We start from the raw sequence: 26,001 nt of genomic DNA on the forward strand, positions 1-26,001 counted from the left end.
AAACTGAGACTCACCCTTCCTGAACGCGATCTTGTTGAGTGTCTTCCTCAAATTCCTGCATCACTTGATCTGCCTGCTGCTCGTCGGCTTCGTCAGCTGGAACCGTGTCTTCATTGTGGTGTTCGGCGGTGTCGGGATCAAGGCACAGGCGCGCAATCACAGGTCGGTGATCGGATCCCACGGCCTCTCCAACCCTCATCTCGGCGAGCATGAACTCCTCTGTCACGAAGAGATGATCGAGCGGCCATCCCAACCAAAGTTGGTCGGCGGGAAATGTCGCGAATGTGCCGCGTCCTATCCGGGGATCAAGAAAACCACCAACGTCCTTGAACAGCTGGGTCGTGTCTGACCATGCAACATCGTTGAAATCGCCTATCGCAAGAACTGGCGAATTTGTGTTTTGAGATCGCTTGGCTGCGATGATAATCTCCGCGTCGCGCTCCTCAGTGTCTTGTCCGGGACGCGGGGGGCGCGGATGAAGGCCTATCACGCGAAATTCATGCTCGGCGACCGCGACAGTCGCAAAGACCGACGGTGTGTCTTTCTGAGCCAAATCCTGGATAGTCGCGTCGCGTATTGGCAGCTTGCTCGCAAACAGAATGCCATATTTGTTGTCTAATGCTCTGCCGGTTCGGTGCGCATAGGGCGCAAGCACTGGCTGCATCGCGTCGATCCATGCCTGATCGGTTTCCATCAGCAAGACAAGCTCGGGATCCAGACTCTCAATGAGCTCAGCTGTGCGCTGATATTCGCGATTGGTCTGCAACACATTGAGAGTGAGCACTGTGAAACAATTCGTTTCGCCGACATTAGCCTCGGAAACTTTAGCCACCTCAGCGGTCGCCAGCGGTGTGTAGGGATGTATTCGAAAAGCCTGCCAAGCTATCAGCGCGGCAAGCAGGAGAGGTACCCACGGGCGTGTGGTGCGATCAAACAACCAGAGAGCTATACCAACACTGGCCATGGCGATCAGCATTTGCAGTCGCGGAAAGTCCCAAATCCGGATCCACCACTGATTGGAATCGGTCATGCTGAGCAGTGTCGCGATCGTCAGTGCGATGGCGAAGCATCGCAGCGCCCATACGCCGACAATTCTAGATGAAGACGCTAGCCTCTCAGCCAATTCACGCAAAGTGATCGGCTCCCGCGTTCTCAGACATCGTCACACTCTCCATTGTATGCTGATGGTTGCGCAATGTTGTTGTAACGGGCTGCGATGCGGTTTGATCCGGGTAATTTTGCTGCTTTCTAATCAAACCCCAAAAACCGCGCCGCCTCTGAGACGTCGCGGCGGGTGATCTTCACCGGGTTGGCGGGGAAGTCCGGATCGGGCCAACCCATCGCGACGGCCTTCATTATTACCTGATCGTCCGGGATATTGGCATGCTCGCGTACCACGGGAGATTGCATGATCCCCTGCGAGTTAATTACGCAGCCCAATCCCCGCGACCAGGCGGCATTGACCAGCGCGGTCGTCACCGCGCCGCAATCGAATACGGTGTCGTCGGCATCGGACAGTTCCTTGTCATAAGTCACGATCACGCAGACAGGTGCATCGAACTGGCGGAAGCCGCGCAATACCCAGTCTTGCCGTTTTTCCTTATCCTCGCGCCCGATGCCCATCGCTTCGAATAGCTGGATCGCGCAGCCAACCTGCCGGTCGCGGTGCACGCCTTCAAAGGGATGTCCCTTGCGAAATTCACGGCTGTCAGGCTCGCCTGCCAAAATGCGTTCAGTGTTGCCGTTGCGAGATCCGGTCAAGCGGTTCGCCGGTGATGACATGGAAATGGTAAGGTTGTGTGTTCATCGAAGAGGGCGAACGCATTGCCATCGCAAGCACGTCTTCGATCAGATCTTGCGGCACGGACTTATCGAGGTAGCCGCGGATAGAACGACGCCCTTTTACAATCTCTGCGTACGTTTGATCAGGTGTGCCGCTCACGTATGTGCTCCTTGTCGCTTGCATCAGCACGGCTAGCGCATCAGTACGGTCTGCGCAAAGGACGCTAGGGCAGAGCGGACTTCAGGTTGTCCGTGAGAATCAGGTGCCCGTTTCGCAGACGCGAAAACTATCGACTGCAGGCACGAAAAAGGGGAGCCGAAGCTCCCCTTAAACTTTGAGCAATGTCGCTCAGTCTTTAGCGAAAATTACGCGTACTTGACTGAGATGCGACGTGCTTTGTCCTTGCGACCGCGCATCGAGAAACCGATTGCGCCGAAGCCGAGGATCATAAGTGCCCATGTGCCTGGCTCTGGAACCGCTGAGAAGTTCAGAACGCCGCTGTAGCTTGAGTCTTCAGCAACGCCGCTGATGTTCAGCGTGTAGTTACCAGCAATCGCACTGAAAGTTGGCAGATCGCCAACGAGAGTGTTGCCGAATGTTGCGAGGTTGAAATCAAACTCATTCATGTTTGAATCAACCAACCAAGCACGCGTAATCGTGATAGGGTTGATGCCGAAAGTAGCAGTCAATGAACCTTCGAAAGCGCCTTCGTCTGGAAGCACAAGATCGACAGATTCGCTGAACGCACCGTCAACACCGTTTGATTCAAACGTGAATGTGCAATCTGGTTCGCCGATGAGGCATGGATCCGGATCGGCCTGGATCGTAAGCGCAGCAGAAGCTGGAGTAGCTACTGCAAACGCCGCTGCTGCTGCCGCAGCTGAGATAGCGAGTTTCTTCATTAGATTTCCCTCTGTTTAGGCATCCAAACACGACCTTTGGATCGAATGCCGAATAAGTAAGTACGCGATTCGGTTGCGCTTTTACGGTTTGTTAACCTCTCCAACAAGCGAAAACGAGTTTGCTGTCTCTTTCCGGGACAGCACCGATTCGCTTGCCTTCAAGTGTCAGTAATAGCGCGGATTTTTCGGTTAACATTGTATGGACGCGACGCGCAATGCGACAATCCACCATGTTTCGAGAATTTACGTTTTATATCAGAGCCATGCTGATGTGCTAGGCAGCTTTGGCTAGCTCAAGATCAAGGCGATCCCAAATCTCAACCAATGCTGCGGCCAAATCTCGCATCATTTCTTCGGAATGAGCCGGGCCAGGAGTGAACCGAAGGCGTTCTGTCCCGCGCGGGACAGTGGGGAAATTGATCGGCTGAACATACACCCCGTACTCGGCGAGCAGGATGTCGCTGATCCGTTTTGCACGGACGGGATCACCCACCATGACAGGCACGATGTGCGTGACGCTGTCCATGACGGGAATACCTGCCTCACGCAGGATGTCTTTCAGCATAGCCGCATTGGCTTGTTGCGCGTCCCGCTCTTCAGAGCTTTCCTTGAGGTGTTTTACAGAGGCAAGAACACCGGCAACCAAAACGGGGCTGAGCGAAGTGGTGAATATGAAGCCAGGCGCATAGGATCGGATGCAGTCGATAATGCGTGTATCAGCGGCAATGTATCCGCCCATCACACCGAATGCCTTACCCAGCGTGCCTTCAATAATATCCAGCCGGTGCGCGGCCTTGTCGCGCTCGGTAATGCCGCCGCCGCGTTCGCCATACATGCCAACCGCGTGCACTTCGTCGACATATGTGAGAGCGTTGTATTTTTCCGCGAGGTCACAAATCGCGTGGATCGGCGCGACATCGCCGTCCATGGAATAGACGCTTTCAAATGCAATCAACTTTGGCGTGGCTTCGTCTTCCGCCGCGAGTAGCTCTTCCAGATGCTCCAGATCATTGTGGCGGAACACCCGCTTCTCACAGCCGGAATTGCGAATGCCGGCAATCATGCTGGCATGATTCAGCTCGTCTGAGAAAATGACACAGCCCGGCAGGAGCTTGGCGATGGTCGACAGCGTCGCATCGTTGGAGACGTAGCCCGACGTGAAGAGCAGGGCGCCATCCTTACCATGCAAATCGGCAAGCTCTTTCTCCAGCTCGACATGAAAGTGCGTGTTGCCGCCAATATTGCGCGTTCCGCCAGAGCCTGCGCCAACATCGTGCAGCGCTTCTTCCATCGCTTCGATCACTTTGGGGTGCTGGCCCATTGCAAGGTAATCGTTGGAGCACCAAACCGTGATCGGCTTGGGGCCGTTATGCCCGTGAAAACAGCGGGCATTTGGATAGGCGCCTTTGTTGCGCAGTATATCGATGAACACACGGTAGCGGCCTTCTGAATGAAGGCGGTCAATGGCTTCGTCGAAGACCTGTCCGTAATTCACCGGTTTTCCCTGCTCTTTGTCCGATATATCGGCTTTATTCCGAGTGACCCTTAGGCATGTCATGCGCAGAATTCTATCATGATCTTTGCGAGTGATTCGCGACATGTCGCCTTAGAATTGTTTAATCTGAGTGATGCCAAAACCCTCTAAGGCATTGGATAGTCTAGTAAATTCATCTAGGTCGCCAGTTGTAATCGCAAAATCTGGATCACTGCGTGCAAATTTTTCGTCAGTGAGCAGAGAGGCTATGCGTCGTGCGATACCTTCGCTTCCATCGACGAACCTGACGTCTGGCGACCAACCCAAGTCAAACACGGCGACATCCTCGAGCTCTTCCTTGAGCAGCGGGAAATGCGTGCAGCCGAGCACCACGTGGTCGATATACATTCCCTGAGGGTGTTCGGTGAGCGCGTTCAGAGCTGCTGCCAAAACTGCGCGGTCCACCGGCCTTCCGCGCAGTTTCTGTTCAGCGGGTTCTACAAGCTCAGGCGCTGCATGTCTGAGTAAGGTGCCATCGCCGACAAATTCTGCCTCTAACCGGTCAACATATCCCTGCCGGATTGTGCCTGCGGTCCCCAGCAAACCGATCACCCCAGTTTTGGTGGCAAGCGCTGCTGGTTTGATCGCCGGGACAGTGCCGACAATTGGCGTCTCAAGCACATCGCGCACCATATCCAGCGCTATGGTGCTCGCGGTATTGCAGGCAATGCAGATGAGGCGAGGATCATACCGTTCGGCCATCCGGCCCAGCAATCCGGATACACGCGCGGCGACTTGTGCCTCTGTCTTTGTACCATAGGGGCGACCAGCCTCGTCGGCGGCAAAGATGACCGGTGCATCGGGCAGAATCTTGCGCAATGCACTAAGGACTGTCAGCCCGCCAACACCCGTGTCGAGCAGCAGAATGGGAGCAGATGCGTTCAATTTGGACCTTCCGTTCGCCCTGAGCTTGTCGAAGGGCCGTGTTATCTCTTAGAGCGTTAGAAGAAAGTGCAGGGCTTCGACAAGCTCAGCCTGAACGGAGTTTTATTTGGAACCTCTACTCGCAGCTTTGCTCGGCTATTTCTGCGGCTCGATCCCTTTTGGCCTGCTCCTCACCAAAGTCGCTGGAATGGGGGATATTCGTGACATTGGTAGCGGCAATATCGGCGCGACGAATGTGCTGCGGTCCGGCAATAAGGGGCTGGCTGCGGCAACCCTACTGCTCGATCTGTTGAAAGGGTTTCTCCCTGTTTTTCTTGCTGGGCAGATTTGGGGCGGACCAATTGGCGACGTCGCCGGGGATTATGGCGACGTCCCGAAGGCTTTTGCCGCCGGTGCCGCAGTGATCGGCCACTGCTATCCCGTCTGGCTTAAATTCAAGGGCGGCAAGGGTGTCGCGACAAATGCGGGTGTCAGCCTTGGCCTCGCATGGCCGATTGGCCTTGTTTACGCGATCGTTTGGCTGGGGATGCTTGCGGGCTTTCGTATCTCATCGCTTGCCGGGATGTGCGCTGTTATCGCGGCGGCTGCGGCTGCGCCACTGTTTGGCTACCCACAATTTTTCCCTGTTTTGGCGGCAATAGCTGCGCTGATCGTCTACCTGCACCGGGCCAATATTGGCCGCTTGATACGTGGTGAAGAACCCAAGATTGGCCAGAAAAAGTGAGTGAGGCCGCGCTTTCACAAGCTGAGGCGTTTGCTCGCATCCGGCTGCTGCGTTCTCCCAATATCGGTCCGGTCAGCTATGCGCAGTTGCTCGCGCGGTTTGGCAGTGCGGAGGAGGCGCTGGAGGCGCTGCCCGATCTGGGCAGGAAAGGTGGTCGCCAATACAAGGCGGCGGCGGTCGACAAGATTGAGCGGGAGGTGGAAAGCGTCCGCAAATCCGGCGCGAAGTATTTGTTTCATGACCAGCCGGATTATCCAACGCTTCTCGCACAAATATCGGGTGCGCCGCCAATTGTCACTTACTGCGGGAATGCCAGCATCCCTGCCAAGCCTTGCATTGCGATGGTGGGCGCACGCAATGCCAGCGCGGCGGCGGTGAAGCTTGCGCGTGAATTGGCGATGGATTTATCGGGTGCGGGCTGGGTGGTTGTGTCTGGGCTCGCCCGTGGGATTGATGGCGCGGCGCATGAGGGCGCGCTGGCAAGCAGTACCGGCTCGACAATCGGAGTGATCGCGAGCGGGATCGATATTGCCTACCCGCCGCAGCATGAGGCTCTACAGGAACGGATCGCAAACGAAGGGCTGCTGATCGCGGAGCAGCCACCAGGTACCGAGCCGCGCGGCAGCCATTTCCCCAGCCGCAACCGCATTATTGCAGGGCTTGCGGTAGGCACGCTGGTGGTTGAGGCGGCACCAAAATCGGGTTCGCTTATAACTGCGCGGTTGGCGGGCGAGGCGGGGCGAGAGGTTATGGCAATACCCGGCAGTCCGCTCGACGCGCGTAGTCAGGGCTGCAATCATCTGATCCGCGAAGGTGCGGTGCTGGTGCAGAGTGCAGATGACATTATCGAGCTCGTATCTGATTTTGACGGGATCCCGCGCTCAACATTCCGCGAGCCGGTAAGCGAATTCGAACATGCGCCGGAGGATTTGGCTGACGCAGAGCCTGCTGACATCGCCAGCCTGTTGACGAGCGCGCCAATCGCGATTGACGAGCTAATCCGGCAGTCAGGGACGAGCGCCGCGAGCGTGCAGCTCGCGCTGCTGGAACTGGAGATTAGCGGGCAGTTGGCGCGTCATGCCGGGGGGAAGGTGAGTTTGTCTGCATGACTTTCCTTATCGTCTCCCCGGACTTGATCCGGGGTCCAGCTTTTTTGGTGAGGCCAAGCTGTGGACGGTGAGCAGATCGGCGGTTGGGTCTACATAATGGCCAATCGCTATCGCGGAACGATGTATGTCGGCGTGACGACCGATTTGCCATTTCGCGTTGCTCAACATCGGGCTGGCCTAGGTTCCAGATTTTGCGCGGAGCATGGTCTTGCGAAGTTGGTCTGGGCCGAGTTCATCGAACCGATTGACGAGGCGATCACGTATGAAAAACGGCTGAAACGCTGGCGTCGAGATTGGAAATTTGACCTGATCGAAAAGGCCAATCCTGAATGGGCAGACCTATCCGACGAGTTGAACAGTTGAGTAAATGAGCTAGACCCCGGATCAAGTCCGGGGCGACGTTTAGTTTTTGCAGTCCGCTGGAGCGCCACGCCGGGGGAAGGTGAGTTTGGGGTGAGTCAGGTCAATGGATCACCTTCCTTGTTTTCGAAGATGTCCGCAGTCAGATCCTTTTTGATAGTTTGAAGCTTGGACAGAACGAATGACTGATCTGCAGTCCAGACTGATCCATCGGCCAGTCGCGCCCTGCTAATATAGGCAACGCCGGTTCCGTATTTTTCAAAAGCAAAAGCGGCATAAGGGTTGTGGCGCCACGAACCTTTTTTGCTTTGGCTCGGACCAATTGTGTCGATTGATATACCGCCCAAAGAGCGGCCTAACTCGTCGTTGAAAGCGTCGAATGAGATAAACGAAACTTGGTACGCGACAACTGCTTGCTCGCTATCATTCGAAATTAGCACTTGGTGGGTGATGCCTTCGCGAGAATATCTTCCAAAACTGGAAGTATAAGCGGCTTGATAACTGTCAATCTTGAGTGGGCTTCCCTCTTGATTCACGATTATCGCTTCTTGAGCCGACAAGCTGCTCACCCAAACAAAACTCATTGCTAACCAAAAAAAAGATAGAATGCGCATTTTTAGGTCCCCCATTTTTCGAACCATGGCGCTACATAGCCGTTTCCAATGAGATTAATAGCTACGCTCAGACATCTCGCTATGGCAATCAACATCCCCGCTTGACGTTTCTCTTGACCCGCTCAAACTCGCGCGTACGTACACGTGAAAGCGTGAAACACACGTCAGAGGGTTACCGACACTTCCATGCAACTCGTCATCGTTGAATCGCCTGCCAAGGCGAAGACTATCGAGAAATATCTGGGCAAGGACTTCAAGGTTCTCGCCAGTTATGGCCACGTCCGCGATCTGCCGCCCAAGGATGGCAGCGTCCGCCCGGATGAAGATTTCGCGATGGATTGGGAGTTGTATCGCGACAAGCAGAAGCGCTTCAAGGAAATTAGCGATGCGGCGAAGGATGCCACGAGGCTTGTTCTCGCGACTGACCCTGACCGCGAAGGTGAGGCGATCAGCTGGCATGTTCAGGAGCTGCTGAAGAAGCGCAAAAGCCTGCCCACCAAGGTCGACCGGGTGACGTTCAACGCGATTACCAAGGGCGCGGTGACGGAGGCGATGAAAAGCCCGCGCGAGCTCGATACCGACCTGATCGATGCCTATCTGGCGCGCCGTGCGTTGGACTACCTCTATGGCTTTACACTGTCGCCAGTGCTGTGGCGACGCCTGCCCGGCGCGAAAAGCGCGGGGCGCGTTCAGTCGGTTGCTTTGCGCCTGATTTGCGAGCGCGAGCATGAGATTGAGCTGTTCAAGCCCGATGAATACTGGTCAGTGCTGGCCAAGCTCGAGCATGACGGTACGCAATTTGATGCGCGGCTGTTCAAATATAACGGCAAGAAGCTTGAGAAACTGACGCTTGGCAATGAAGGCTCTGCGCTGGAGGCCAAGGCAGCTGTTGAGCAGGGCAAGTTCACAGTTGAGGAAATCGAGACCAAACCGCTGAAGCGCAACCCAGCACCTCCGTTCACGACGTCGACATTGCAGCAAGAGGCGGCACGTAAGCTCGGCTTTTCCGCCAGCCACACAATGCGGTGCGCGCAGTCGCTCTACGAAGCAGGCGCGATCACGTATATGCGGACCGACGGTGTGCAGATGGATGGGAGCGCGATTGCGTACCGCACGTGATGCGATTGGTGAACGGTATTCAAACGATTATCTGCCAGAAAAACCACGCCATTACAGCACTAAGGCCAAGAACGCTCAGGAGGCGCACGAAGCGATCCGACCCACCAGTTTCAGCCGCGATGCAGCAGGCTCAGGCGATGAGGCAAAGCTCTATCAGCTGATTTTCAAGCGTGCGATTGCGAGCCAGATGGCAACCGCGCTGCTTGAGCGCACAACCGTCACTTTGCGTGATGCGACGGGTAGCCATGAGCTGCGCGCGACCGGGCAGGTGGTGAAATTCCCCGGCTTCTTTGCAGCGTACCAAGAGGGGTTCGACGACAAGGATGATGACGAGGAGGGCTTGCTCCCGGTCATTCGCAAAGGCGATGTGCCGGATAAGAAAGCGGTTGAGGCGAACCAGCATTTCACGCAGCCACCGCCGCGTTTCTCCGAGGCATCGTTGGTCAAACGCCTTGAAGAGCTCGGTATTGGTCGCCCATCCACCTATGCCAGCACAATCCAGACCCTGCGCGACCGCGACTATGTGCGGATGGAGAAAAACCGTTTCTTTGCAGAGGAATCTGGTCGACTGCTGACAGCATTTCTAGAGCGTTTCTTCCCGCAATATGTCGCCTATGACTACACGGCGGGCCTTGAGGATGAACTGGACGATGTGTCTGGTGGCCGCGAGGAGTGGAAGAAGCTGCTCGAGGCGTTCTGGCGTGACTTTAAGCCCAAAACCGAAGAGGTGATGGACAAGAAGCCGTCTGAAGTCACCGAGGTGCTCGACGAATATCTCGACGATTATCTCTTCCCAGAACGTGAAGACGGCAAGGACCCGCGTTTCTGCCCATTGTGCGACAAAGAAGGGCGTGAGGGTGGCCGCTTGGCACTGCGCGGTGGCCGCTATGGCGCGTTCGTCGCCTGTGCGAATTATCCGGAGTGCAAGTTCACCCGCCGCTTTGCACAGCCGGGCAGCGATGGCGATGACGGTGCCGATGATGCGGTAATGGGCAAGCACCCGGAAACTGGCCTCGACATCGAACGCAAGTCAGGCCGCTTTGGCCCGTATGTGCAGATGGGTGAGGGCAAAGAGGCCAAGCGTGCGAGCATCCCCAAGGACCTCGACGATTTCGATCTGGAATGGGCGATCAAGCTGCTAGACCTGCCGCGTGTGGTCGGCGCGCACCCGGAAACGGGCAAGGAAATCGAGGCGGCGATTGGCCGCTATGGCCCCTATCTGCGCCACGATGGCAAATACGGCAAGCTCAGCAATACACGCGAGGTTTTCGACGTGGGCATGAACCGTGCGGTCGATATTCTGGCCCAGGCTGCCAATCGCAAGGGCGGTCGCGGGGCAGCGAAAGAGCCGCTCAAGACTTTTGGCGCGCACCCCGAAAGCGGCGGCGATATGAAGCTGCTCGATGGGCGCTATGGCCCTTATGTGACCGATGGCACGACCAATGCGACGATCCCGAAGGATATGAAGCCAGAGGATGTGACCGAACAACAGGCGATTGAACTGATCACTGCGCGCGCCGCCAAGGGCCCGGCGAAGAAGAAGCGGAAGAAGGCCGCCCCGAAGAAAAAGGCACCGGCCAAGAAGAAAGCAGCGGCAAAGAAGAAGGCGGAAAAATGATAACTTCTGCGACGGCGTTTCTGCTCTCCTCCATGGTCGCCGCCGAGCCATACCCCATCTATATTCGTAATCTTCTCGTTGCGTTTCGCCAGATAGAGGATGAACCGGGAGAAGTATCTTCTGCGGATATGCGCTTAGTCGTTTCACCCAGGGGCATAGTACTGAGTTGTAAGACGTTGGCTACATCGGGCAACCCGGCGTTTGCCACACAAATTTGTGATGCAATGCCGCAAATGAAATTCAAGTTTGCGCGCGGACCAGATGGCAGAAAGGCGTACTCTATCTTCAACGAGCGGGTCATTTATTGCTCACGAGGCAGTTGCTCGGTTGAGGACGATAACGCGGCCTTCGCCGACCTGCAGGTTAAAGTGAGCGAGATTCCAAAAAAAGCGCGTGAGACCGGTTTGATGCCGATTTTGGTATGGCGCGAGAAAACCGGAGAGCTGGGCCATTGTCAGGCCCCAAAATGGGCGTCCGCGCAGCTGGCGGAGACAGCTTGTCAGCGGGCTAGAGAGCTCAAATATGTACGGTTGACCAACGAGGGACAGCCAGTCCCTTACGTTAGAGAGTTGACCGTTAGGCTACAGGAAGAAACCCCTAGCTAATGGCGAAGGATCGCTTTGAGCGGCACAAACAGCCATGGAATTCCGAGGAGGCCGGGCGGTTAAAGCTGCTCGCCTCCAAGGGACAGGGGCTTAAACAGATCGCCAAGGCCCTGAATCGTAGTGAGGAATCCACCAAAAGTTTCGCCAAGCAGAACAAGATAAAGATCGCCAAGAAACACTAGCGGACAGCTCGGTCGGCCACGCACAGTTCGTCGCAAACCCGCAATTAACGTTGCGGCGTTGGGAATTCATCAAGGATTACGCGGTATCCCCTATCTCGGAGACCGGGTAACACACGATGGCGACATCATGATTGAAATCGAAGTTCAAAACGAGACGCATCAGAGCCAGCAGCGGGTACGCTTTGCGGCAGTGCCGCGTATTGGCGAGGGGCTTCGCCTGCGCGAGCCTGACGGTATGTGGGCCAGCTATGACGTGCTCGACGTTTGGTATCAGAAGGCCGAGTTTGGCGATGTCTGGATGCCATATCTGCATGTGCGGATGACTCCCGGAGAGGGCATGGATGACGGCGCAGAAATGCCATCAGCCAAGCCTGTGAACGCACAGAGGGAGCTGGAACCATTCAACATCTGATCAAACGCACAACCGGCGCGAAAGCGAATCAGGATCCCAGGATGGAGGGCATGACGCTGGCTGAAAAGCTGGCGGCGACCAAGCAGGATACGCAAGGTGCGGATGCTCCTGAGGCGAAATCGGATGCATCTGAGGCCAATAGCGATGATGGCATCACAGAGGTTCCTGTACCGGGTATGGAGAAACCCTCCAGCGAGAGCGGAGAGACCGATGCGATTGTGGCCGCGGCCAAAGCCATGCGTCAGGTTTCATCTGCGCGAACAGGCAAAAAGGTCTGCCTGATCGTCGATGACAGCCGCATGATCCGCAAGGTGTCTCGCGGCATTGTCGAGGGGCTGGGCTATTCCGTGATGGAAGCGGAAAACGGCGAAGAGGCGCTGGCGCGGTGCAAGCACGCTATGCCTGATCTGGTGCTGACCGATTGGCAGATGCCGGTCATGGGCGGCCCGGAGTTTGTTGAGGGCTTGCGCAAACTGCCCGCGCAAAAGGCGCCAGTGGTGGTGTTCTGCACCTCGAAAGGCGAAGCGACTGACATTCATGAGGGCATCTCAGCGGGCGCGGATGATTACATCGTGAAACCGTTTGATGAGGCTGCACTGAAGACGAAATTGGCGAAGCTTGGGGTTGGGTGAGTTATAAACCGCTTTAGCATTTGGCAAGTGTGCAATTGCCGGACAACATCATCGTCTTAGACGGTCTTTTCTGATAACCGCGACTCCAAGCAGGGGGTCGTGTTGTCAACATTTCCAAAACAGTCCTCGTTGTCATTTTGGCTGTGGTGGCTCGCCATCTTTTCCGGCGCAACCTATTGGCTGGGTGCGCTAGCGCGTGCTCAGATTGCTTTTCTCGCGCTCGCTGATCTACCCGGCCCGCTTATTGTCGCTTGGAAATGTCTTGCGACAGGCTTGCTTGTTGTCGCTGCTTCAATAGTTGCTCGGTCCACACCCTTGCGTCGCCTAGGCGTATCCTTAGGCATTATCTGGCTAGCCGATCTGGTCTTGGCTCTGGGTTATGCTTTCGAGTCAGGGTTCATCTTTGTTGCTGCCCATTTTGTGGCAATTTGGGCATTCGCGTCCCTTCCAAGGCGAACCGCCGATAGGGCGCTTGCAACCGCAATATCGATCGCTCCCCTGCTGCTCGCCGTTGCTACCTTGTTTTTCACCCTATCCTTGAAACCAGATATTTTGTTCGCGATTTTTCCGTTTTGCTCAGCTTTTGCCTGCCTCGCGGCTGCGCGTAGCAATATGCCAGCAATCTGGACGGTACTGGGCTACGCGATTTTCTCTATTTCAGATGCTACGGTGATTTTGGCTTTGCTGGAGGAAGGAGACCCTGCACGATGGGGCTGGCTATCTTGGTCAACGTTCTTTGGCGGTTTAGCGCTGATGGTGCGCGGTATTCAGGTGCAAAGCCAAGCAGGTAATTCTGCCCCTCACCAATCCAGCCCGATTTCCTCGTAGATTTCCTTATCTTCCGCCCATTTTTCGTCGACTTTCACATGCAGGAACAGGTGGACCTTCTGACCCAGTAGCTCGCTGAGCTCTGCGCGGGCGGCCTCACCAATCGCCTTGATTCGTTGGCCACCTTTACCCAGCACAATTGGTTTCTGGCTGTCGCGTGCAATCACGATCTGCTGGCGGATTTCGACCGAGCCATCATCGCGCTGCGTATAGCTTTCTGGCCGTACGGCGGTGTCATAGGGCAGCTCTTCATGCAATTGCGCGTAGAGCTGCTCCCGCGTGATCTCGGTTGCCAGCAGGCGCTCTGATGCGTCCGACACCTGATCTTCGGGGTAGTGCCACGGGCCCTCGGGCATCATGCCCGCAAGCGCCGTCTTCATTTCCGGCACGCCGTCCCCGGTTAGCGCAGAGACGAAGAACACCTCGGCAAAGTCAATGCTTTCGCTCAGTTCCTGCGCGAGCGCCAAGAGCGGCTCTTTCTTGGCGCTGTCGACTTTATTCAGTACCAGAATCTTGCGTTCAGGCCGCTTCTCCAGCGCCTCTACCAGGGGCAGCAATTCGTGCCTGCGCTGCTTGATTGGATCGACCAGCAGGATCACTGCATCGGCCTCGCTCGCGCCGTCCCATGCGGCGCTCACCATCGCGCGGTCCAGCTTGCGGCGCGGCGAAAAGATACCCGGCGTATCGACGAGGATCATCTGCGTCTCATCGTGCAGCGCAATGCCCAGCATGCGGGCTCTGGTGGTCTGCGCCTTGGAACTGGTGATTGCGACCTTTTGTCCCACCAACTGATTGACCAAAGTGGACTTGCCCGCGTTGGGCGCACCGATCACGGCAACGACACCGCATTTGGTTTTGTGTTCAGGCATTTTCGTATCGCTTAATGCTCACGCACTTCGACAGGCTCAGTGCGAACGGGGGAGAAAGAAACGGCTCAAGGTCCGTTCGTCCTGAGCTTGTCGAAGGACGAGCGCAATAGCTCACCCGAATTTCTCCATAAATGATCGCGCGGCTTCACGCTCGGCCTGCTGCTTGCTGCTCGCCGTGGCCTGTGCCTCACCGACTTTGTGCACGCGCACCTCAACCGTAAACTGCGCGGCGTGATCAGGGCCAGAGCGGTCTATCACCGTATATTCTGGCGGCTTGCGACGATTGCCTGCCGCCCATTCCTGAAGCGCGCTCTTGGGATGCTTTGTCTGGCCAGCACCGCCGGTAAATGCATCATCCCATAGGCGGTGGATCAGATCGCGCGTTGCCTCAAAACCATGCTCGCGGAACTGCACACCCAGCAGCGCCTCCATCACATCGCCGAGGATATTGTCGCTGTCGCGCCCGCCATCGGCCAGCGCCTGTTTGGAAATGCGGATATGTGGCGGCAGGCCAATCTCGCGGGCAATTCGCGCGCACATCGCTCGGCTGACGAGGGCATTTAGACGCTGCGACAGCTTACCTTCGTCTGACGTGCTCGCGCTATACAGCCAGTCGGCGATGGTTAGGCCCAAAACGCGGTCACCCAGAAATTCCAGCCGTTCATAATCGCGGGTTTCACTCATGCTGCCATGCGTTATCGCGGCGAGCCAGGCGGCCTCATCACCGACGGTAAAGCCTGTCGCGATCAGCCACTCGCGCGTTTCCGGTTCAAGTGTGTTCACAGCGTGTTTCCTATGCGATTCCAGCGCGCTGCGGTAAACCAGGTCCACGGCTTGATCCACTCTGCACTGCCATCGGTTGACCAAAGGATCATGGTTGCACGCCCGACCAGCAGATCAGCAGGGACCATGCCGACGCCAGCAGCTGCGCTCGGGTCAAAGCGGCTATCCTGCGAATTGTCGCGATTGTCGCCCAGCACAAAAAGCTGCCCGGTGGGGATAGTGACCGGGCCAAAGTCATCAGCATATCCGGGGCCGAGATCGATAATCGGATAGCTGCGCCCGCTGGGTAGCGTCTCAATCTGTTCGGGATAGGCGCAGGCGGTGCCATCGCCGTGTTCCACCAGCTGCGCGAGCGGGTGGCATTCGGTATTCGCTGATAGCGGGATCAGCGCCGGATCGCCGGTGGAATATTGCAGCGGGGCACCGTTCAAGATGACTTGTCCGCCAAGCAAAGCAACAGTGTCGCCGGGTAGACCAATCACCCGCTTGATATAGTCGCTGCCATCCACCGGATGTTTGAAAATTACCACATCGCCGCGTTCTGGAAGGCTGGCGAGCACGCGCCCCGGGATCAGCGGCACTTCGCCGGGCAGCGACAGCTTGGAAAAGCCATAGGGCCACTTTGCCGCGATCAGATAATCGCCATTCATCAGCCGTGGCAGCATGCTCTCGCTGGGGATCGTGAAGGGCGAGAAGATGAAAGAGCGGAAAATCAATACGGCCAGCACCAGCTTGGTGATGAACCAAAAGAAGCTGCCCCAGCTATCTTGTCCATCAACCGCGCCTTTGCCGGTTTGCAAAGTCATTGTGGGGTTTTCTTCCATTGCCAGTGCCTCTAGTCGCACACCCGCCAACTCGAAAAGGAAATTCTACCGTGACCACTTCATCCGCGCTCTGGAGCAAGCTTGCTGATCTGCCGCGCCCGACATTGACTGAGCTGTTTGCCGCTGACGGTGCCGCACGGGTTCAGGCGCTGTCAGACCGGATTGAATGGGGCGCAGATGAGACGGCTGGTGGTATCCTTTTCGACTGGTCAAAGACTCATCTGGACGACGCGGTACTGAGCGTATTTGAGGAATTGGCGGAGGCCAGCGATTTTGCGGGCAAGCGCAACATGCTGCTGAACGGCGAGATCATCAACATAACCGAAGGGCGCGCCGCGACGCATACGGCTCAGCGCGGCACGGGCAAAGATAGCGATGTTGAAGAGGCGATGGCGCTGCGTGCGCGGATGAAGCTGCTGGTGGAGGCGATCCACGAGGGCACGCTGGGCCCGGTCAAGCATCTGATTCACATTGGCATTGGTGGCAGCGCGCTGGGCCCGGCGATGGCGGTCGATGCACTGACGCGTGATCTCGCACTGGTCGACGTTCACGTCGTCTCGAACATTGACGGGCTGGCGCTGGAGCAGGCCTTCGCTGCGTGCGATCCGGCGACAACTATGGTTGCGGTGGCGAGCAAGACTTTCACCACGATCGAGACCATGACGAACGCCGAAAGCGTGCTCAAATGGTTGAAAGAGGGCGGGGTGGCCGACCCGTCGGGCCGCGTAGTCGCGCTAACCGCATCGCCGGAAAAGGCGGTGGAATGGGGCGTCGATGAAACGCGCATCCTGCCATTTCAGGAAAGCGTCGGCGGGCGTTACTCGCTGTGGTCGAGCATTGGCTTCCCGCTGGCGCTGGCGGTTGGGTGGGATGATTTTGAGGCGATGCTGGCGGGCGCACAGGCGGTCGATACGCATTTTGCCGAGGGCGAAGGGCGCGACAATCTGTGCCTGCGTGCGGCCTTTGCTGACCTCTATTACACGCGCATTCGCGGGTGTCAGACGCGGGCGTGCTTTGCCTATGATGAGCGGCTGAGCCTGCTGCCTGACTATCTTCAGCAGCTAGAGATGGAGAGCAATGGCAAGCGCGTGACCACGGCAGGCGAACCAGTCGATGGACCGACCGCGCCGATCACCTGGGGCGGGGTGGGCACGGATGCGCAGCATGCTGTGTTTCAGCTGCTGCATCAGGGGACGGTAGAGGTGCCGGTGGATTTTATCGCCAGCATTGCGCCGGGCGATGATCTCGATCCTGCACATCACCGCATCCTGCTCACGAATTGCTTTGCGCAAGGGACCGCGCTGATGGCGGGCGGCAATATGGCGACCGATGGAACTGATCCCGCACGCGCCTTCCCCGGCGACCGCCCCAGCGCGACTATGCTCGCCGATGATCTGGATGCCGCCGCGTTAGGCGCGCTGATCGCGTTTCACGAACACCGCGTATTTGCTGGTGCTGTGCTGATGGGGATTAACCCGTTCGACCAGTTCGGCGTTGAGCTGGGCAAGAAAATGGCCAACGATATCGATGGCGGCGCGGCTGAGTTCGATGCGAGCACGCAAGCGTTGTTGGCGAAGGCTGGGTTGGGGTGATGGAGGAAAACGTGAAAATCTCTCGTAGAGAAATGGTTCAGGCTGGTGGTCTTGTAGCCGCTCTTGCCGCAGCGAGTTCTGTAGCTGCGTGCTCGCTAGCAGATCCTTTCCCATCATTGGAAGTTCCGGGTAGGTTTTTCTCGCTGATCACCGATATGCAGCTGGTGAAGGCCAGAGGTCTTCTGCTTGAAGAAGCCAATCTAGTTTTGGCAACTAGAATGGGCATCCAAACGTATTCGGGACCTGAAGATATAGCGGAAGCCGCTCATCAGCTGATCAAAATCGAGGGTTTCTCGATGATCGGGGACACCAATGAAGTTAATGCTGGCGGGATGTATTGGCGCACTGTTGGGCCGTGGGCCTGTAGCGATATGCTGAAGGGAGGCGCTTTAGTGGTTGATGGTTGTGGAGACAGCTTGCGGACCGACGTGTTGAACGTGTTCGTCAATCTGGAAGGTGAGTTGATCAAGAGCATCTTGGTCATGGAGAATAGAAACCTAACGCTGGACTGGGGAACTGGAATGTCGCAATCTCGAATTATCGAGAAATAGCTCTATCCCCGTTCGTCCTGAGCCTGTCGAAGGATGAACCGCTAGCCAAGAGCGGCGTGCTTCGACAAGCTCAGCACGAACGGATAATTGCAATACTGGTTGCCACGCTTCGACAAGCTGAGCAGGAATGGGTGGTAGACAGCCGAGCGAGCGCACTTCGACAAGCTTAGTGCGAACGGAGCTAGGAGCCTTTTCTCCGGTCTTGTCGATTGCGCGCCAAACGGCTGACTTCACCCCAATCACCGCGAATAAGCGCTTCCTTTTTTGCGCGGGTCCAGCCTTTGATCTGTCGCTCAGCAGCGAGTGCTTCATCGCGCATCGGAAACTCATCCGACCAGACCAACGTCACCGGTAACCGCTCAGATGTATACCCTTTGATCAACCCACTTTGGTGCGCTGAAACGCGCGCATCTAGGTCGTCTGTGTGGCCAGTGTAGTATGAGCCATCATTGCAGCGCAGGATGTAAGTGTGGAACGTCATGGTTGCTGCTTAGCGTGTTGGTGCGCCCTTCGACAGGCTCAGGACGAACGGATATTGGTACTGATCGAACATGCACTTCAACAGGTTCAGGGCGAGCGATGGGCATTTTACGATATTCTTTGACTTTCTCGCTGCGCTGCACCATATGGCCACTCAGCGAAGCGCGCGAGCCAGCGTGAAGCGACGATCCGTTCAAACGGATTTGTCCCGTACCGCGCTTCGGTTGATTATTCAACACCAACTTCCCTTTTCACGCGGGCGGTTATTACCGAACCCGCGCCGCGCGATGAGTCCATCTGGAATCCACCGCGCGCCGCATATTTTGCGAGCTTAAATACTTATAATGACAACAACTTTTGACCAATTGGGTCTGTCGCAACCGATCCTTCAGGCGCTTGATCTGAAGAATTACACCACGCCAACGCCGATCCAGGAACAGGCGATCCCGCCCGTTCTGGAAGGGCGTGACCTGCTGGGCATTGCCCAGACTGGCACCGGCAAAACCGCCGCATTCATGTTGCCCGGGATTGACCGGCTGCGTGACGCGGACAACCAAACTCCGTTCAAATCCTGCCGCATGCTGGTGCTGGCGCCAACGCGCGAACTGGCCGGACAGATCGCCCAGTCAGCCAAGGATTATGGCGCGCTGGCGGGCATGAAAGTACACTCCATCGTAGGTGGCACCTCGGTCAATAAAGACCGTAACAAGCTGCATCGCGGCACCGATATTCTGGTGGCTACACCGGGCCGCCTGATTGACCTGATTGACCAGAAGGCGTTCAATCTGTCGAAGCTGGAGATCCTCGTTCTCGACGAGGCGGACCAGATGCTCGACCTTGGCTTCATCCACGCGCTGCGCAAAATCCGCGAGCTTGCGCCTGATGATCGCCAGACGCTGTTCTTCAGCGCGACCATGCCCAAACAGATCAAGGAGCTGGTGAGCCAGTATTGCCGCAACCCTGTGCAGGTTAGCGTCACACCCGAAAGCACGACTGCCGAGCGGATCGACCAATATCTGTTCATGGTGCAAAAGGATGAGAAGATCGCGCTGCTCGAGATGATCCTGGGCGGTCGCCATCAGGTGCCGGGCAAGTTTGAACGTGTGCTGATCTTTACCCGGACTAAACACGGCGCAGACCGCGTGGTAAAGAAGCTGAGCCAGGCGGGCATTCCCGGCAATGCGATCCATGGCAACAAGTCTCAACCCCAGCGTCAGCGTGCGCTGGATGAGTTTCGCCGCGCGAAAACGCCGGTGTTGGTCGCAACGGACGTCGCCGCACGCGGGATCGATATTCCCGGCGTCAGCCACGTGATCAATTACGAGTTGCCGAATGTGCCGGAGCAATATGTCCACCGGATTGGCCGTACTGCGCGAGCGGGTGCCGATGGCATCGCGATTGCGTTTTGTGGCGAAGATGAGCGCAGCTATCTGAAGGATATTCGCAAGGTCACCGACGCGGAATTTGAGCGTCTGCCATTGCCGGAAAACTTTCGCGCGGTTGTGGAGGGTGTTGGCCCGACGAAGCCTGCACCCAAGGAACAGCGCCAGCGTGTGCGGCCAAAACCGAAGAATTTTGGTGGCAAGAACGCGGGTGGAAAAGGTCGCGGCGGTAAGCCTCAAAGACAACAGTCAGCTGAAGGCCAGCATCAGCAATCAGGCGATCGTCCAGCAGGCGGCAAGCCAGGCTTTAAGAAGAAAAAACATCCAAACCGTGCAGGTCGACCTCATGGTAGCGGCAAACCCGGTAGTAGGTCCGGTGGTCAACCAGGTGGCAATCGCCATGGAGGTAAGCCCGGAGGCGGCAACTCACAGGGTCGCCGCAACAATCGCGGTAACGCAGGCTCTCGCGGGTAACCTCGCGCGTATCTTCGGCGAAAAAATACTCCATATGATGCGTATGGTTGGCAAGCGCGCCGCTTGTCGCCATATCGCGCGTCTAATCAGGAGCATCACGCATGGCAGACCAATACGATTATGACCTCTTCACCATCGGTGCGGGATCGGGCGGCGTTCGCGCCAGCCGGGTCGCTGCGGCGCATGGCGCCAAAGTCGCCGTGGCAGAGGAATATCGGGTTGGCGGCACATGCGTAATTCGCGGATGCGTGCCGAAGAAGATGCTGGTTTACGGCGCGCATTTTGCCGAGGATTTGGAAGACGCGCAGAAATTTGGCTGGACTATTGAAGGCAAGAGCTTCGACTGGGCAAAGCTGCGCGACCATGTGCAATCGGACATTGATCGGCTGGAAGGCCTGTATGGCGAGACGCTGGAAAACCACGGCGTTGAGCTGTTCGAAGAACGGGCCGAGATTACCGGCGATCACGAGATTACGCTGGCGGGCGGTAAGGTTGTCACGGCTAAGTACATCCTGATCGCGACGGGCGCTCAGCCGCAAAGGCTTGACTTTCCAGGCGCTGAGCATGCGATTACCTCTAATGAGGCGTTTCATCTCGACGCGCTTCCCAAGCGTGTGATGATTGCAGGCGGTGGGTATATCGCTAATGAATTTGCCGGTATCTTTAACGAGTTCGGCAGCAAGGTTTGCATCGTCAATCGGTCTGATCAACTGCTGCGCGGCTATGACGAAAGCCTGCGTGACCGACTGCTTCAGATCAGCCTGATGAAGGGCATCAATTTCCATTTCAATACGACATTCGAGGCGATCACGAAGAATGATGATGGCTCGCTGCATGTCGAGCTGAACGGCTGTGACGATCTTGATGTGGATTGCGTCATGTTCGCCACTGGCCGCAGCCCGAATACGGGCGGACTTGGTCTCGAAACAGTCGGCGTTGAGCTGGGCGACAATGGCGAGATCAAGGTTGATAAGCTCAGCCAGAGCAATGTCGATTATATCTATGCCGTGGGCGATGTGACGGACCGTGTCCAGCTGACCCCGGTTGCCATTCGCGAGGGGCAGGCCTTTGCCGATACGGTGTTCGGCGGCGCTGAACCTTACGGAGCGGATCATTCGTGCATTGCCAGCGCGGTGTTCAGCCACCCGCCCATCGCAGCGGTCGGGATGACAGAGGGCGAGGCGCGCAACAAGCTTGGCAACATCAAAGTCTATCAGTCAGACTTCCGTGCGATGAAGAACGTTGTTGCGGGGCGGAACGAGCGCAGCCTTTATAAGATGATCACCAATGCAGCCACCGATCAGGTGGTGGGCATTCATATGATCGGGCCAGAGGCGCCAGAGATCATGCAGGCCGCAGCCATCGCGGTGAAGGCGGGTCTGACCAAAGCTGATTTCGATGCGACGACTGCGATCCACCCGACCATGGCAGAGGAACTGGTTCTGTTTAAGTAAATTGCCTTTCGCAACTGAAGTGCTAGCCTGAACGCAAATGAGCTTGGGAGAGCATATATGACGGGCACAGTTCTGGTTACCGGCGGCACCGGATACATCGCTGGCGAGATCATCAAACAGCTGTTGGCGAAGGGCTGGACGGTTCACACGACCGTGCGCAACATGGCCAAAAGCGCCGACGCGCTGCGTGCGCGTTTCGATAATCCAGATGAGGATCAGCTAAAGGTCTTTCAGGCGGATTTGATGAGTGACGATGGCTGGGCCGACGCTAATGCTGGCTGCACGCATGTGTGCCATGTTGCGTCACCGATTGCCGCTAGCACACCCAAAGACGAGAATGATATGATCGTGCCGGCACGCGAGGGAACTCTGCGGGCGCTGCGTTTTGCCAAGGCAGCTGGCGTCACACGTTTTGTGCAGACCAGCTCCATGGCTGCGGTCGCCTATGGCCGCAGCGAAAAAGATTACACCGTCGATGAGAGCGATTGGACGGACATCACGCATCCCGATGTCTACCCCTATGTCAAATCCAAAACGATTGCGGAGCGTGCGGCGCGCGACTGGATTGACGCAGAGGGAGATGGCATGGAGTTTGTCTCGGTAAATCCATCCATGGTGCTGGGCCCCGTCGATAGCGGCGACTTCTCCGCCAGTGTCGAGGCGGTGAAGCAGTTGATGGATGGCTCCATGCCGATGGCCCCCGATCTGGGTTTTGCCGTGGTGGACACCCGCGATGTGGCGGAACTTCACGTGAAATGTCTGGAGGAACCTGGTCTTGCAGGAGAACGTTTTCTTGCCGCCGGACGTTTCATGAAGATGATCGAGGTGGGGCAGGCGCTGCGCAATGGCCTGCCACCGGATCAGGTCAAGAAAGTGCCGACCAAGATCATGCCAAACTGGATGGTCAGCGTTCTCAGCCTGTTCAATGCGGGCGTGCGATCAATCAAAAGCGAGCTTGGTAAGTCGCGTCATGTTGATCGCAGTCATGCCGAACAAAGGCTCGGCTGGAAAACCCGGTACGGAAGAGGAGAGCATCGTCGATTGTGGTCGCAGCTTGATTGAGCATGGCGTGGTGAAGGTCTGAACCTGTCCCATCATGTGACGAGCATGGCTTCGCTGGGGACGGGCGGCTTACGTAATGTTGCGCAGTTGCGCGCTTGCGGCCTAGGTCCGCGTTAACGAATCACGCAAACAGGACATTTTTATGAGCTTGTTGGCTTCGCGCAGTCAGCTACGCGCCAGTTTCTTTCGGTGGGCATTGTTTACAGTGCCTCTCATCGTGCTGCTTGGCTTTTTCGCCGGACAATTGGGCGGCCCGAACACACCGTGGTTTCAAAGCCTCGAGAAGCCAGCGATTTTCCCGCCGCCAATGTGGTTCGGGATCGTCTGGTCTATCCTTTATGTGATGATCGGTATCGCCTTGGCTTTGGTCTGCAGTGCCTGGGGTGCAAAGGGCCGGATAGCCGCGATAGTAGCGTTTGCAGTGCATTTCCTGCTTAATCTTGCTTGGACACCTGCATTTTTTGGCATGCAGAATATGCAGCTGGGGCTGTACGTCATAATCGCGGTGGTGATCACACTACTTGTGGTCATCGCCCTGTTCTGGCGCGTACGCCGCGTCGCCGCGTTACTGCTGGTACCCTATCTTGCCTGGGTCTGCTTCGCGACGTTGCTCAATTACGAGTTCATTCAGGCGAACCCAGATGGCGGCGCGGTTTCGAGCGAGGGCGCGGTTGAGCGCGTGCGTATCGGCGAGTGATAGGATGCGGATTGTTGGCTTGGTCGCGGAGCACGGCGAGCGACTAGCGAGCCGCAAGGCCGACCGGCCGCCCGCAGGCCTGAAAGGCCGAGGAAATCGCAGCACGGAGGTGCTGCGGAAAACAAAGAATCTAGACAAAAACTGTATGTGACCCCATTTAGGGTAGATGCAAAGCCAGAACCCAATGATCGCCGATTTCGTAAAGCTCGCCAACGCCGCGGCGGGCACATTTGCGGGCATGACCCGCGAGGCGCGTGAGAGCGCTCGTGAACGTGCCAAGGAAGCGTTTGGCGGCATGGACTTTGTCAGCCGCGAAGAGTTCGACACTGTCAAAGCCATGGCTGCGAAGGCCCGCGAAGAAAACGAAGCGCTGGCCGAGCGTGTCGCGGCTTTGGAAGCCAAACTAAAGTGACCGTCACCCCTGCGAAGGCAGGGGTCTAGATGCCCTATCCGACGAGAACGAGAACTGCCTGAATGGTTGGCTGGGTCTACATCATGACCAATGCCCCGCGCGGTACCCTGTATATCGGCGTAACGTCACAAATTGTCGAACGTTTGGAGTTGCAGCGGGCTGGCAAAGGTTCGGAATTCTGCCGACGTCACGGCCTAAACCGACTGGTATATGTTGAAGCATATGACGACATCCACGATGCCATCGTGCGCGAAAAGGCATGAAACGATGGAAACGTCAGTGGAAGCTAAAGCTGATCAGACGTGACAACCCCGATTGGGATGACCTGTTCGATGCAATCAATTAGTTTCGTTTGCCGAGATGTTATCTGGGCCCCTGGCTGCGCAGGGGCGACTCGGGCATCGGAAATCAAATGAACCTGCGCGCACCCGCCATACTTGTCGCCGCCCGCTCTCATGGAGAGACGGCGGTTATTGCGAGAATGCTGACCGAAGAAAGCGGACTGGTCGCGGCTTATGTCGCTGGTGGGCGAGGGCGTCAGCTGCGCCCGGTGGTTATTCCCGGCAATCTGGTCGAGGCCGAGATCCGCGCGAAATCCGCCAGCCAATTGCCCTTTGCACGGCTGGAACTGGCGCAAAGCCGCGGACCCTGGCTCTCAGAACCGTTGCCTGCCGCCGCGATCAGCTGGGTCTGCGCGCTGACGGCCAGCGTGTTGCCCGAACGCAATCCCTATCCCACGCTTTATTCAGCGCTCGGCGGGCTGCTCGATGCGATTTGCTCTGCGCCATCGGCACGCGGTTGGGTCGAGGGACTGGTCGCTTACGAAACTCTGATGCTGCGCGAGATGGGCTATGGCGGCGGTCCACGGGCGGACGCGCGACCAGAAATAGCCGATCTATCGCAAGCCCTAGACATTCTCGACCAATTGGAAGAGCCGATCGCGACTTACCTGATTGCGGAGCAGCGCGCCGATGTTATGGCGGCACGGCAGTTGCTGCGGCAGCGGCTGGGGAGAATGTTGGCGTGAAGTTGATCTCATGAAGATAGCGGTTTTGCCCGGAGATGGAATTGGCCCCGAAGTAACGCGCGAGGGCGTGCGCGTGCTGGAGGCGCTCGATCTTCCAGGTCTTACCCTGTTTGAAGGCGACGTGGGCGGTGTCGCTTATAAGCGTCATGGGCAGCCCTTGCCAGCTGAAACACTGGACATGGCACGTGCTGCCGATGCGGTGTTATTCGGTGCGGTCGGTGACGAGTCTTGCGACACGTTGGAACGTCATTTGCGGCCAGAACAGGCGGTGCTTGGTTTGCGCAAAGAGCTTGATCTGTTTGCCAATCTGCGCCCAGCGCGGGTGTGGCCGGGAATGGAGAGTTTTTCGCCTCTGCGGGTGGAAGTTGCAGACGCGATTGATTGCCTCTTTGTCCGCGAATTGACGGGCGATGTTTATTTTGGCGAGAAGGGCCAGCGCACGACTGACGATGGTGATGCAGAGGGGTGGGACATGATGTCCTACTCCGAACCAGAGGTGCGCCGGATTGCGGAGATTGCATTTCGCGCGGCGGCGCAGGGCGGCGGAAAGCTTACGAGCGTCGATAAGGCCAACGTTCTCGAAACCAGCCAGTTGTGGCGCGACACGGTGAACGCAGTGGCGGCGGACTTTGATCAAGTTGTGCTCGATCATATGTATGTCGACAATGCGGCGATGCAGCTTGTGGCGGCACCGGCGCAGTTTGAGGTGATTCTGACTGGAAACCTGTTTGGCGACATTTTGTCAGATCTGGCCAGCGCCTTGGTCGGCTCCATCGGCCTGATGCCGAGCGCCTCGCTTGGCGAGCGTCAGACAGAATTTGGCACCTTTGGCCTGTATGAGCCAATTCATGGCAGCGCGCCGGACATTGCGGGGCAGGGTAAAGCAAACCCCATGGCAGCCATCCTCTCGGTTGCGATGCTGCTGCGCCATTCGTTGGGGCGTGAGAGTGAAGCGCAACGCGTGGAAGTAGCGGTAGAGGCGGCGCTCAAAGACGGTGTGCTTGGCTTTGACTTAGGCGGCAATGCCGGAACTGCTGAAATCGGCGATGCGGTGCTGGCGCGCCTCTGATTTTGTTGGCAAGGCAAG

Annotated in this window: 27 protein-coding genes and 2 pseudogenes; 19 read left to right on the forward strand and 10 right to left on the reverse strand. The window is 57.1% G+C overall.

Going from position 1 to position 26,001, the window contains the following annotated elements:
• Positions 1-10: 10 nt before the first annotated feature.
• The 5 genes and pseudogenes from ACZ1GM_RS06665 to murI form a co-directional block, all read right to left on the reverse strand.
• Positions 11-1,132 (reverse strand): endonuclease/exonuclease/phosphatase family protein, encoded by a 1,122-nt coding sequence (locus ACZ1GM_RS06665; RefSeq protein ID WP_472678335.1) that lies wholly within the window; start codon positions 1,130-1,132, stop codon positions 11-13.
• A 116-nt stretch (positions 1,133-1,248) separates the two neighbouring features.
• Positions 1,249-1,942: pseudogene (locus tag ACZ1GM_RS06670) on the reverse strand (nitroreductase).
• 206 nt (positions 1,943-2,148) lie between these two features.
• Complete coding sequence (locus ACZ1GM_RS06675) at positions 2,149-2,685, reverse strand: FxDxF family PEP-CTERM protein (RefSeq protein WP_472678336.1); 537 nt, start codon at positions 2,683-2,685, stop codon at positions 2,149-2,151.
• A 274-nt stretch (positions 2,686-2,959) separates the two neighbouring features.
• Positions 2,960-4,180 (reverse strand): 5-aminolevulinate synthase, encoded by a 1,221-nt coding sequence (gene hemA, locus ACZ1GM_RS06680; RefSeq protein ID WP_472678337.1) that lies wholly within the window; start codon positions 4,178-4,180, stop codon positions 2,960-2,962.
• Positions 4,181-4,291: 111 nt separating this feature from the next.
• Complete coding sequence (gene murI, locus ACZ1GM_RS06685) at positions 4,292-5,104, reverse strand: glutamate racemase (protein ID WP_472678338.1); 813 nt, start codon at positions 5,102-5,104, stop codon at positions 4,292-4,294.
• A 106-nt stretch (positions 5,105-5,210) separates the two neighbouring features.
• On the opposite strand from murI, the gene plsY reads away from it, so the two are divergent.
• The 3 genes from plsY to ACZ1GM_RS06700 are packed head-to-tail and all read left to right on the forward strand — an operon-like array spanning position 5,211 to position 7,300.
• Complete coding sequence (gene plsY, locus ACZ1GM_RS06690; RefSeq protein ID WP_472678339.1) at positions 5,211-5,828, forward strand: glycerol-3-phosphate 1-O-acyltransferase PlsY; 618 nt, start codon at positions 5,211-5,213, stop codon at positions 5,826-5,828.
• Positions 5,825-6,937 (forward strand): DNA-processing protein DprA, encoded by a 1,113-nt coding sequence (gene dprA, locus ACZ1GM_RS06695; RefSeq protein ID WP_472678340.1) that lies wholly within the window; start codon positions 5,825-5,827, stop codon positions 6,935-6,937. Before plsY ends, dprA begins: the two co-directional genes overlap by 4 nt.
• Positions 6,938-6,997: 60 nt before the next feature.
• Positions 6,998-7,300 carry a GIY-YIG nuclease family protein gene (locus tag ACZ1GM_RS06700; RefSeq protein ID WP_472678341.1) on the forward strand — a complete coding sequence of 101 codons (303 nt, stop codon included), beginning with the start codon at positions 6,998-7,000 and terminating at the stop codon, positions 7,298-7,300.
• Positions 7,301-7,395: 95 nt separating this feature from the next.
• Here ACZ1GM_RS06700 and ACZ1GM_RS06705 read toward each other — a convergent pair whose 3' ends face one another.
• Positions 7,396-7,911: a hypothetical protein gene (locus ACZ1GM_RS06705; RefSeq protein WP_472678342.1), complete on the reverse strand. Its 516-nt coding sequence runs from the start codon at positions 7,909-7,911 to the stop codon at positions 7,396-7,398.
• A 186-nt stretch (positions 7,912-8,097) separates the two neighbouring features.
• Here ACZ1GM_RS06705 and topA point away from each other — a divergent pair.
• From topA to ACZ1GM_RS06735, 6 genes and pseudogenes are all read left to right on the forward strand, one after another.
• A pseudogene (topA, locus tag ACZ1GM_RS06710) lies at positions 8,098-10,648 on the forward strand (type I DNA topoisomerase).
• Entirely contained in the window at positions 10,645-11,253 is a 609-nt protein-coding gene (locus ACZ1GM_RS06715; RefSeq protein WP_472678343.1) for a hypothetical protein, read from the forward strand. Before topA ends, ACZ1GM_RS06715 begins: the two are co-directional and overlap by 4 nt.
• The gene (locus tag ACZ1GM_RS06720) at positions 11,253-11,435 is read left to right on the forward strand and encodes a hypothetical protein (RefSeq protein WP_472678344.1); all 183 of its coding nucleotides are present in this window, start codon (positions 11,253-11,255) and stop codon (positions 11,433-11,435) included. Before ACZ1GM_RS06715 ends, ACZ1GM_RS06720 begins: the two co-directional genes overlap by 1 nt.
• A gap of 127 nt (positions 11,436-11,562) precedes the next feature.
• Positions 11,563-11,847 carry a hypothetical protein gene (locus tag ACZ1GM_RS06725; protein ID WP_472678345.1) on the forward strand — a complete coding sequence of 95 codons (285 nt, stop codon included), beginning with the start codon at positions 11,563-11,565 and terminating at the stop codon, positions 11,845-11,847.
• A gap of 50 nt (positions 11,848-11,897) precedes the next feature.
• A complete protein-coding gene (locus tag ACZ1GM_RS06730) occupies positions 11,898-12,479 on the forward strand; it encodes a response regulator (protein WP_472678346.1) in 582 nt (193 codons plus the stop codon).
• 366 nt (positions 12,480-12,845) lie between these two features.
• The gene (locus ACZ1GM_RS06735; RefSeq protein WP_472678347.1) at positions 12,846-13,307 is read left to right on the forward strand and encodes a hypothetical protein; all 462 of its coding nucleotides are present in this window, start codon (positions 12,846-12,848) and stop codon (positions 13,305-13,307) included.
• Here ACZ1GM_RS06735 and era read toward each other — a convergent pair.
• The 3 genes from era to lepB form a co-directional block, all read right to left on the reverse strand.
• Positions 13,280-14,176 (reverse strand): GTPase Era, encoded by an 897-nt coding sequence (era, locus tag ACZ1GM_RS06740; RefSeq protein WP_472678348.1) that lies wholly within the window; start codon positions 14,174-14,176, stop codon positions 13,280-13,282. The two genes, ACZ1GM_RS06735 and era, sit on opposite strands and share 28 nt — an antisense overlap.
• Positions 14,177-14,287: 111 nt before the next feature.
• The gene (gene rnc / locus ACZ1GM_RS06745; RefSeq protein ID WP_472678349.1) at positions 14,288-14,959 is read right to left on the reverse strand and encodes a ribonuclease III; all 672 of its coding nucleotides are present in this window, start codon (positions 14,957-14,959) and stop codon (positions 14,288-14,290) included.
• On the reverse strand, positions 14,956-15,765 hold the full coding sequence (gene lepB / locus ACZ1GM_RS06750) for a signal peptidase I (protein ID WP_472678350.1): 810 nt from the start codon (positions 15,763-15,765) through the stop codon (positions 14,956-14,958). Before lepB ends, rnc begins: the two co-directional genes overlap by 4 nt.
• Positions 15,766-15,833: 68 nt before the next feature.
• Between lepB and pgi the strand changes: the two genes are divergently transcribed.
• A complete protein-coding gene (gene pgi, locus ACZ1GM_RS06755; protein ID WP_472678351.1) occupies positions 15,834-17,375 on the forward strand; it encodes a glucose-6-phosphate isomerase in 1,542 nt (513 codons plus the stop codon).
• On the forward strand, positions 17,375-17,926 hold the full coding sequence (locus ACZ1GM_RS06760) for a hypothetical protein (RefSeq protein WP_472678352.1): 552 nt from the start codon (positions 17,375-17,377) through the stop codon (positions 17,924-17,926). The genes pgi and ACZ1GM_RS06760 overlap by 1 nt, the downstream gene beginning before the upstream one ends.
• 181 nt (positions 17,927-18,107) lie before the next feature.
• On the opposite strand, the gene ACZ1GM_RS06765 is transcribed toward ACZ1GM_RS06760, so the two are convergent.
• Complete coding sequence (locus ACZ1GM_RS06765) at positions 18,108-18,407, reverse strand: GIY-YIG nuclease family protein (protein WP_472678353.1); 300 nt, start codon at positions 18,405-18,407, stop codon at positions 18,108-18,110.
• Between the two features lie 343 nt (positions 18,408-18,750).
• Between ACZ1GM_RS06765 and ACZ1GM_RS06770 the strand changes: the two genes are divergently transcribed.
• The 8 genes from ACZ1GM_RS06770 to leuB all read left to right on the forward strand — a co-directional run bounded on the left by ACZ1GM_RS06770 (position 18,751) and on the right by leuB (position 25,983).
• Entirely contained in the window at positions 18,751-20,262 is a 1,512-nt protein-coding gene (locus tag ACZ1GM_RS06770) for a DEAD/DEAH box helicase (RefSeq protein ID WP_472678354.1), read from the forward strand.
• A 101-nt stretch (positions 20,263-20,363) separates the two neighbouring features.
• The gene (gene gorA, locus ACZ1GM_RS06775; protein ID WP_472678355.1) at positions 20,364-21,716 is read left to right on the forward strand and encodes a glutathione-disulfide reductase; all 1,353 of its coding nucleotides are present in this window, start codon (positions 20,364-20,366) and stop codon (positions 21,714-21,716) included.
• Positions 21,717-21,773: 57 nt separating this feature from the next.
• Positions 21,774-22,778: an SDR family oxidoreductase gene (locus ACZ1GM_RS06780; protein ID WP_472678356.1), complete on the forward strand. Its 1,005-nt coding sequence runs from the start codon at positions 21,774-21,776 to the stop codon at positions 22,776-22,778.
• A gap of 142 nt (positions 22,779-22,920) precedes the next feature.
• On the forward strand, positions 22,921-23,475 hold the full coding sequence (locus ACZ1GM_RS06785) for a TspO/MBR family protein (RefSeq protein ID WP_472678357.1): 555 nt from the start codon (positions 22,921-22,923) through the stop codon (positions 23,473-23,475).
• A gap of 166 nt (positions 23,476-23,641) precedes the next feature.
• Positions 23,642-23,887 carry an accessory factor UbiK family protein gene (locus ACZ1GM_RS06790; protein ID WP_472678358.1) on the forward strand — a complete coding sequence of 82 codons (246 nt, stop codon included), beginning with the start codon at positions 23,642-23,644 and terminating at the stop codon, positions 23,885-23,887.
• A gap of 62 nt (positions 23,888-23,949) precedes the next feature.
• Positions 23,950-24,150 carry a GIY-YIG nuclease family protein gene (locus ACZ1GM_RS06795; RefSeq protein ID WP_472678359.1) on the forward strand — a complete coding sequence of 67 codons (201 nt, stop codon included), beginning with the start codon at positions 23,950-23,952 and terminating at the stop codon, positions 24,148-24,150.
• 149 nt (positions 24,151-24,299) lie between these two features.
• Positions 24,300-24,914 carry a DNA repair protein RecO gene (gene recO / locus ACZ1GM_RS06800; protein WP_472678361.1) on the forward strand — a complete coding sequence of 205 codons (615 nt, stop codon included), beginning with the start codon at positions 24,300-24,302 and terminating at the stop codon, positions 24,912-24,914.
• A gap of 10 nt (positions 24,915-24,924) precedes the next feature.
• On the forward strand, positions 24,925-25,983 hold the full coding sequence (gene leuB, locus ACZ1GM_RS06805; RefSeq protein ID WP_472678362.1) for a 3-isopropylmalate dehydrogenase: 1,059 nt from the start codon (positions 24,925-24,927) through the stop codon (positions 25,981-25,983).
• Positions 25,984-26,001 lie beyond the last annotated feature (18 nt).

This window comes from Qipengyuania sp. JB2-7 (assembly GCF_055693485.1).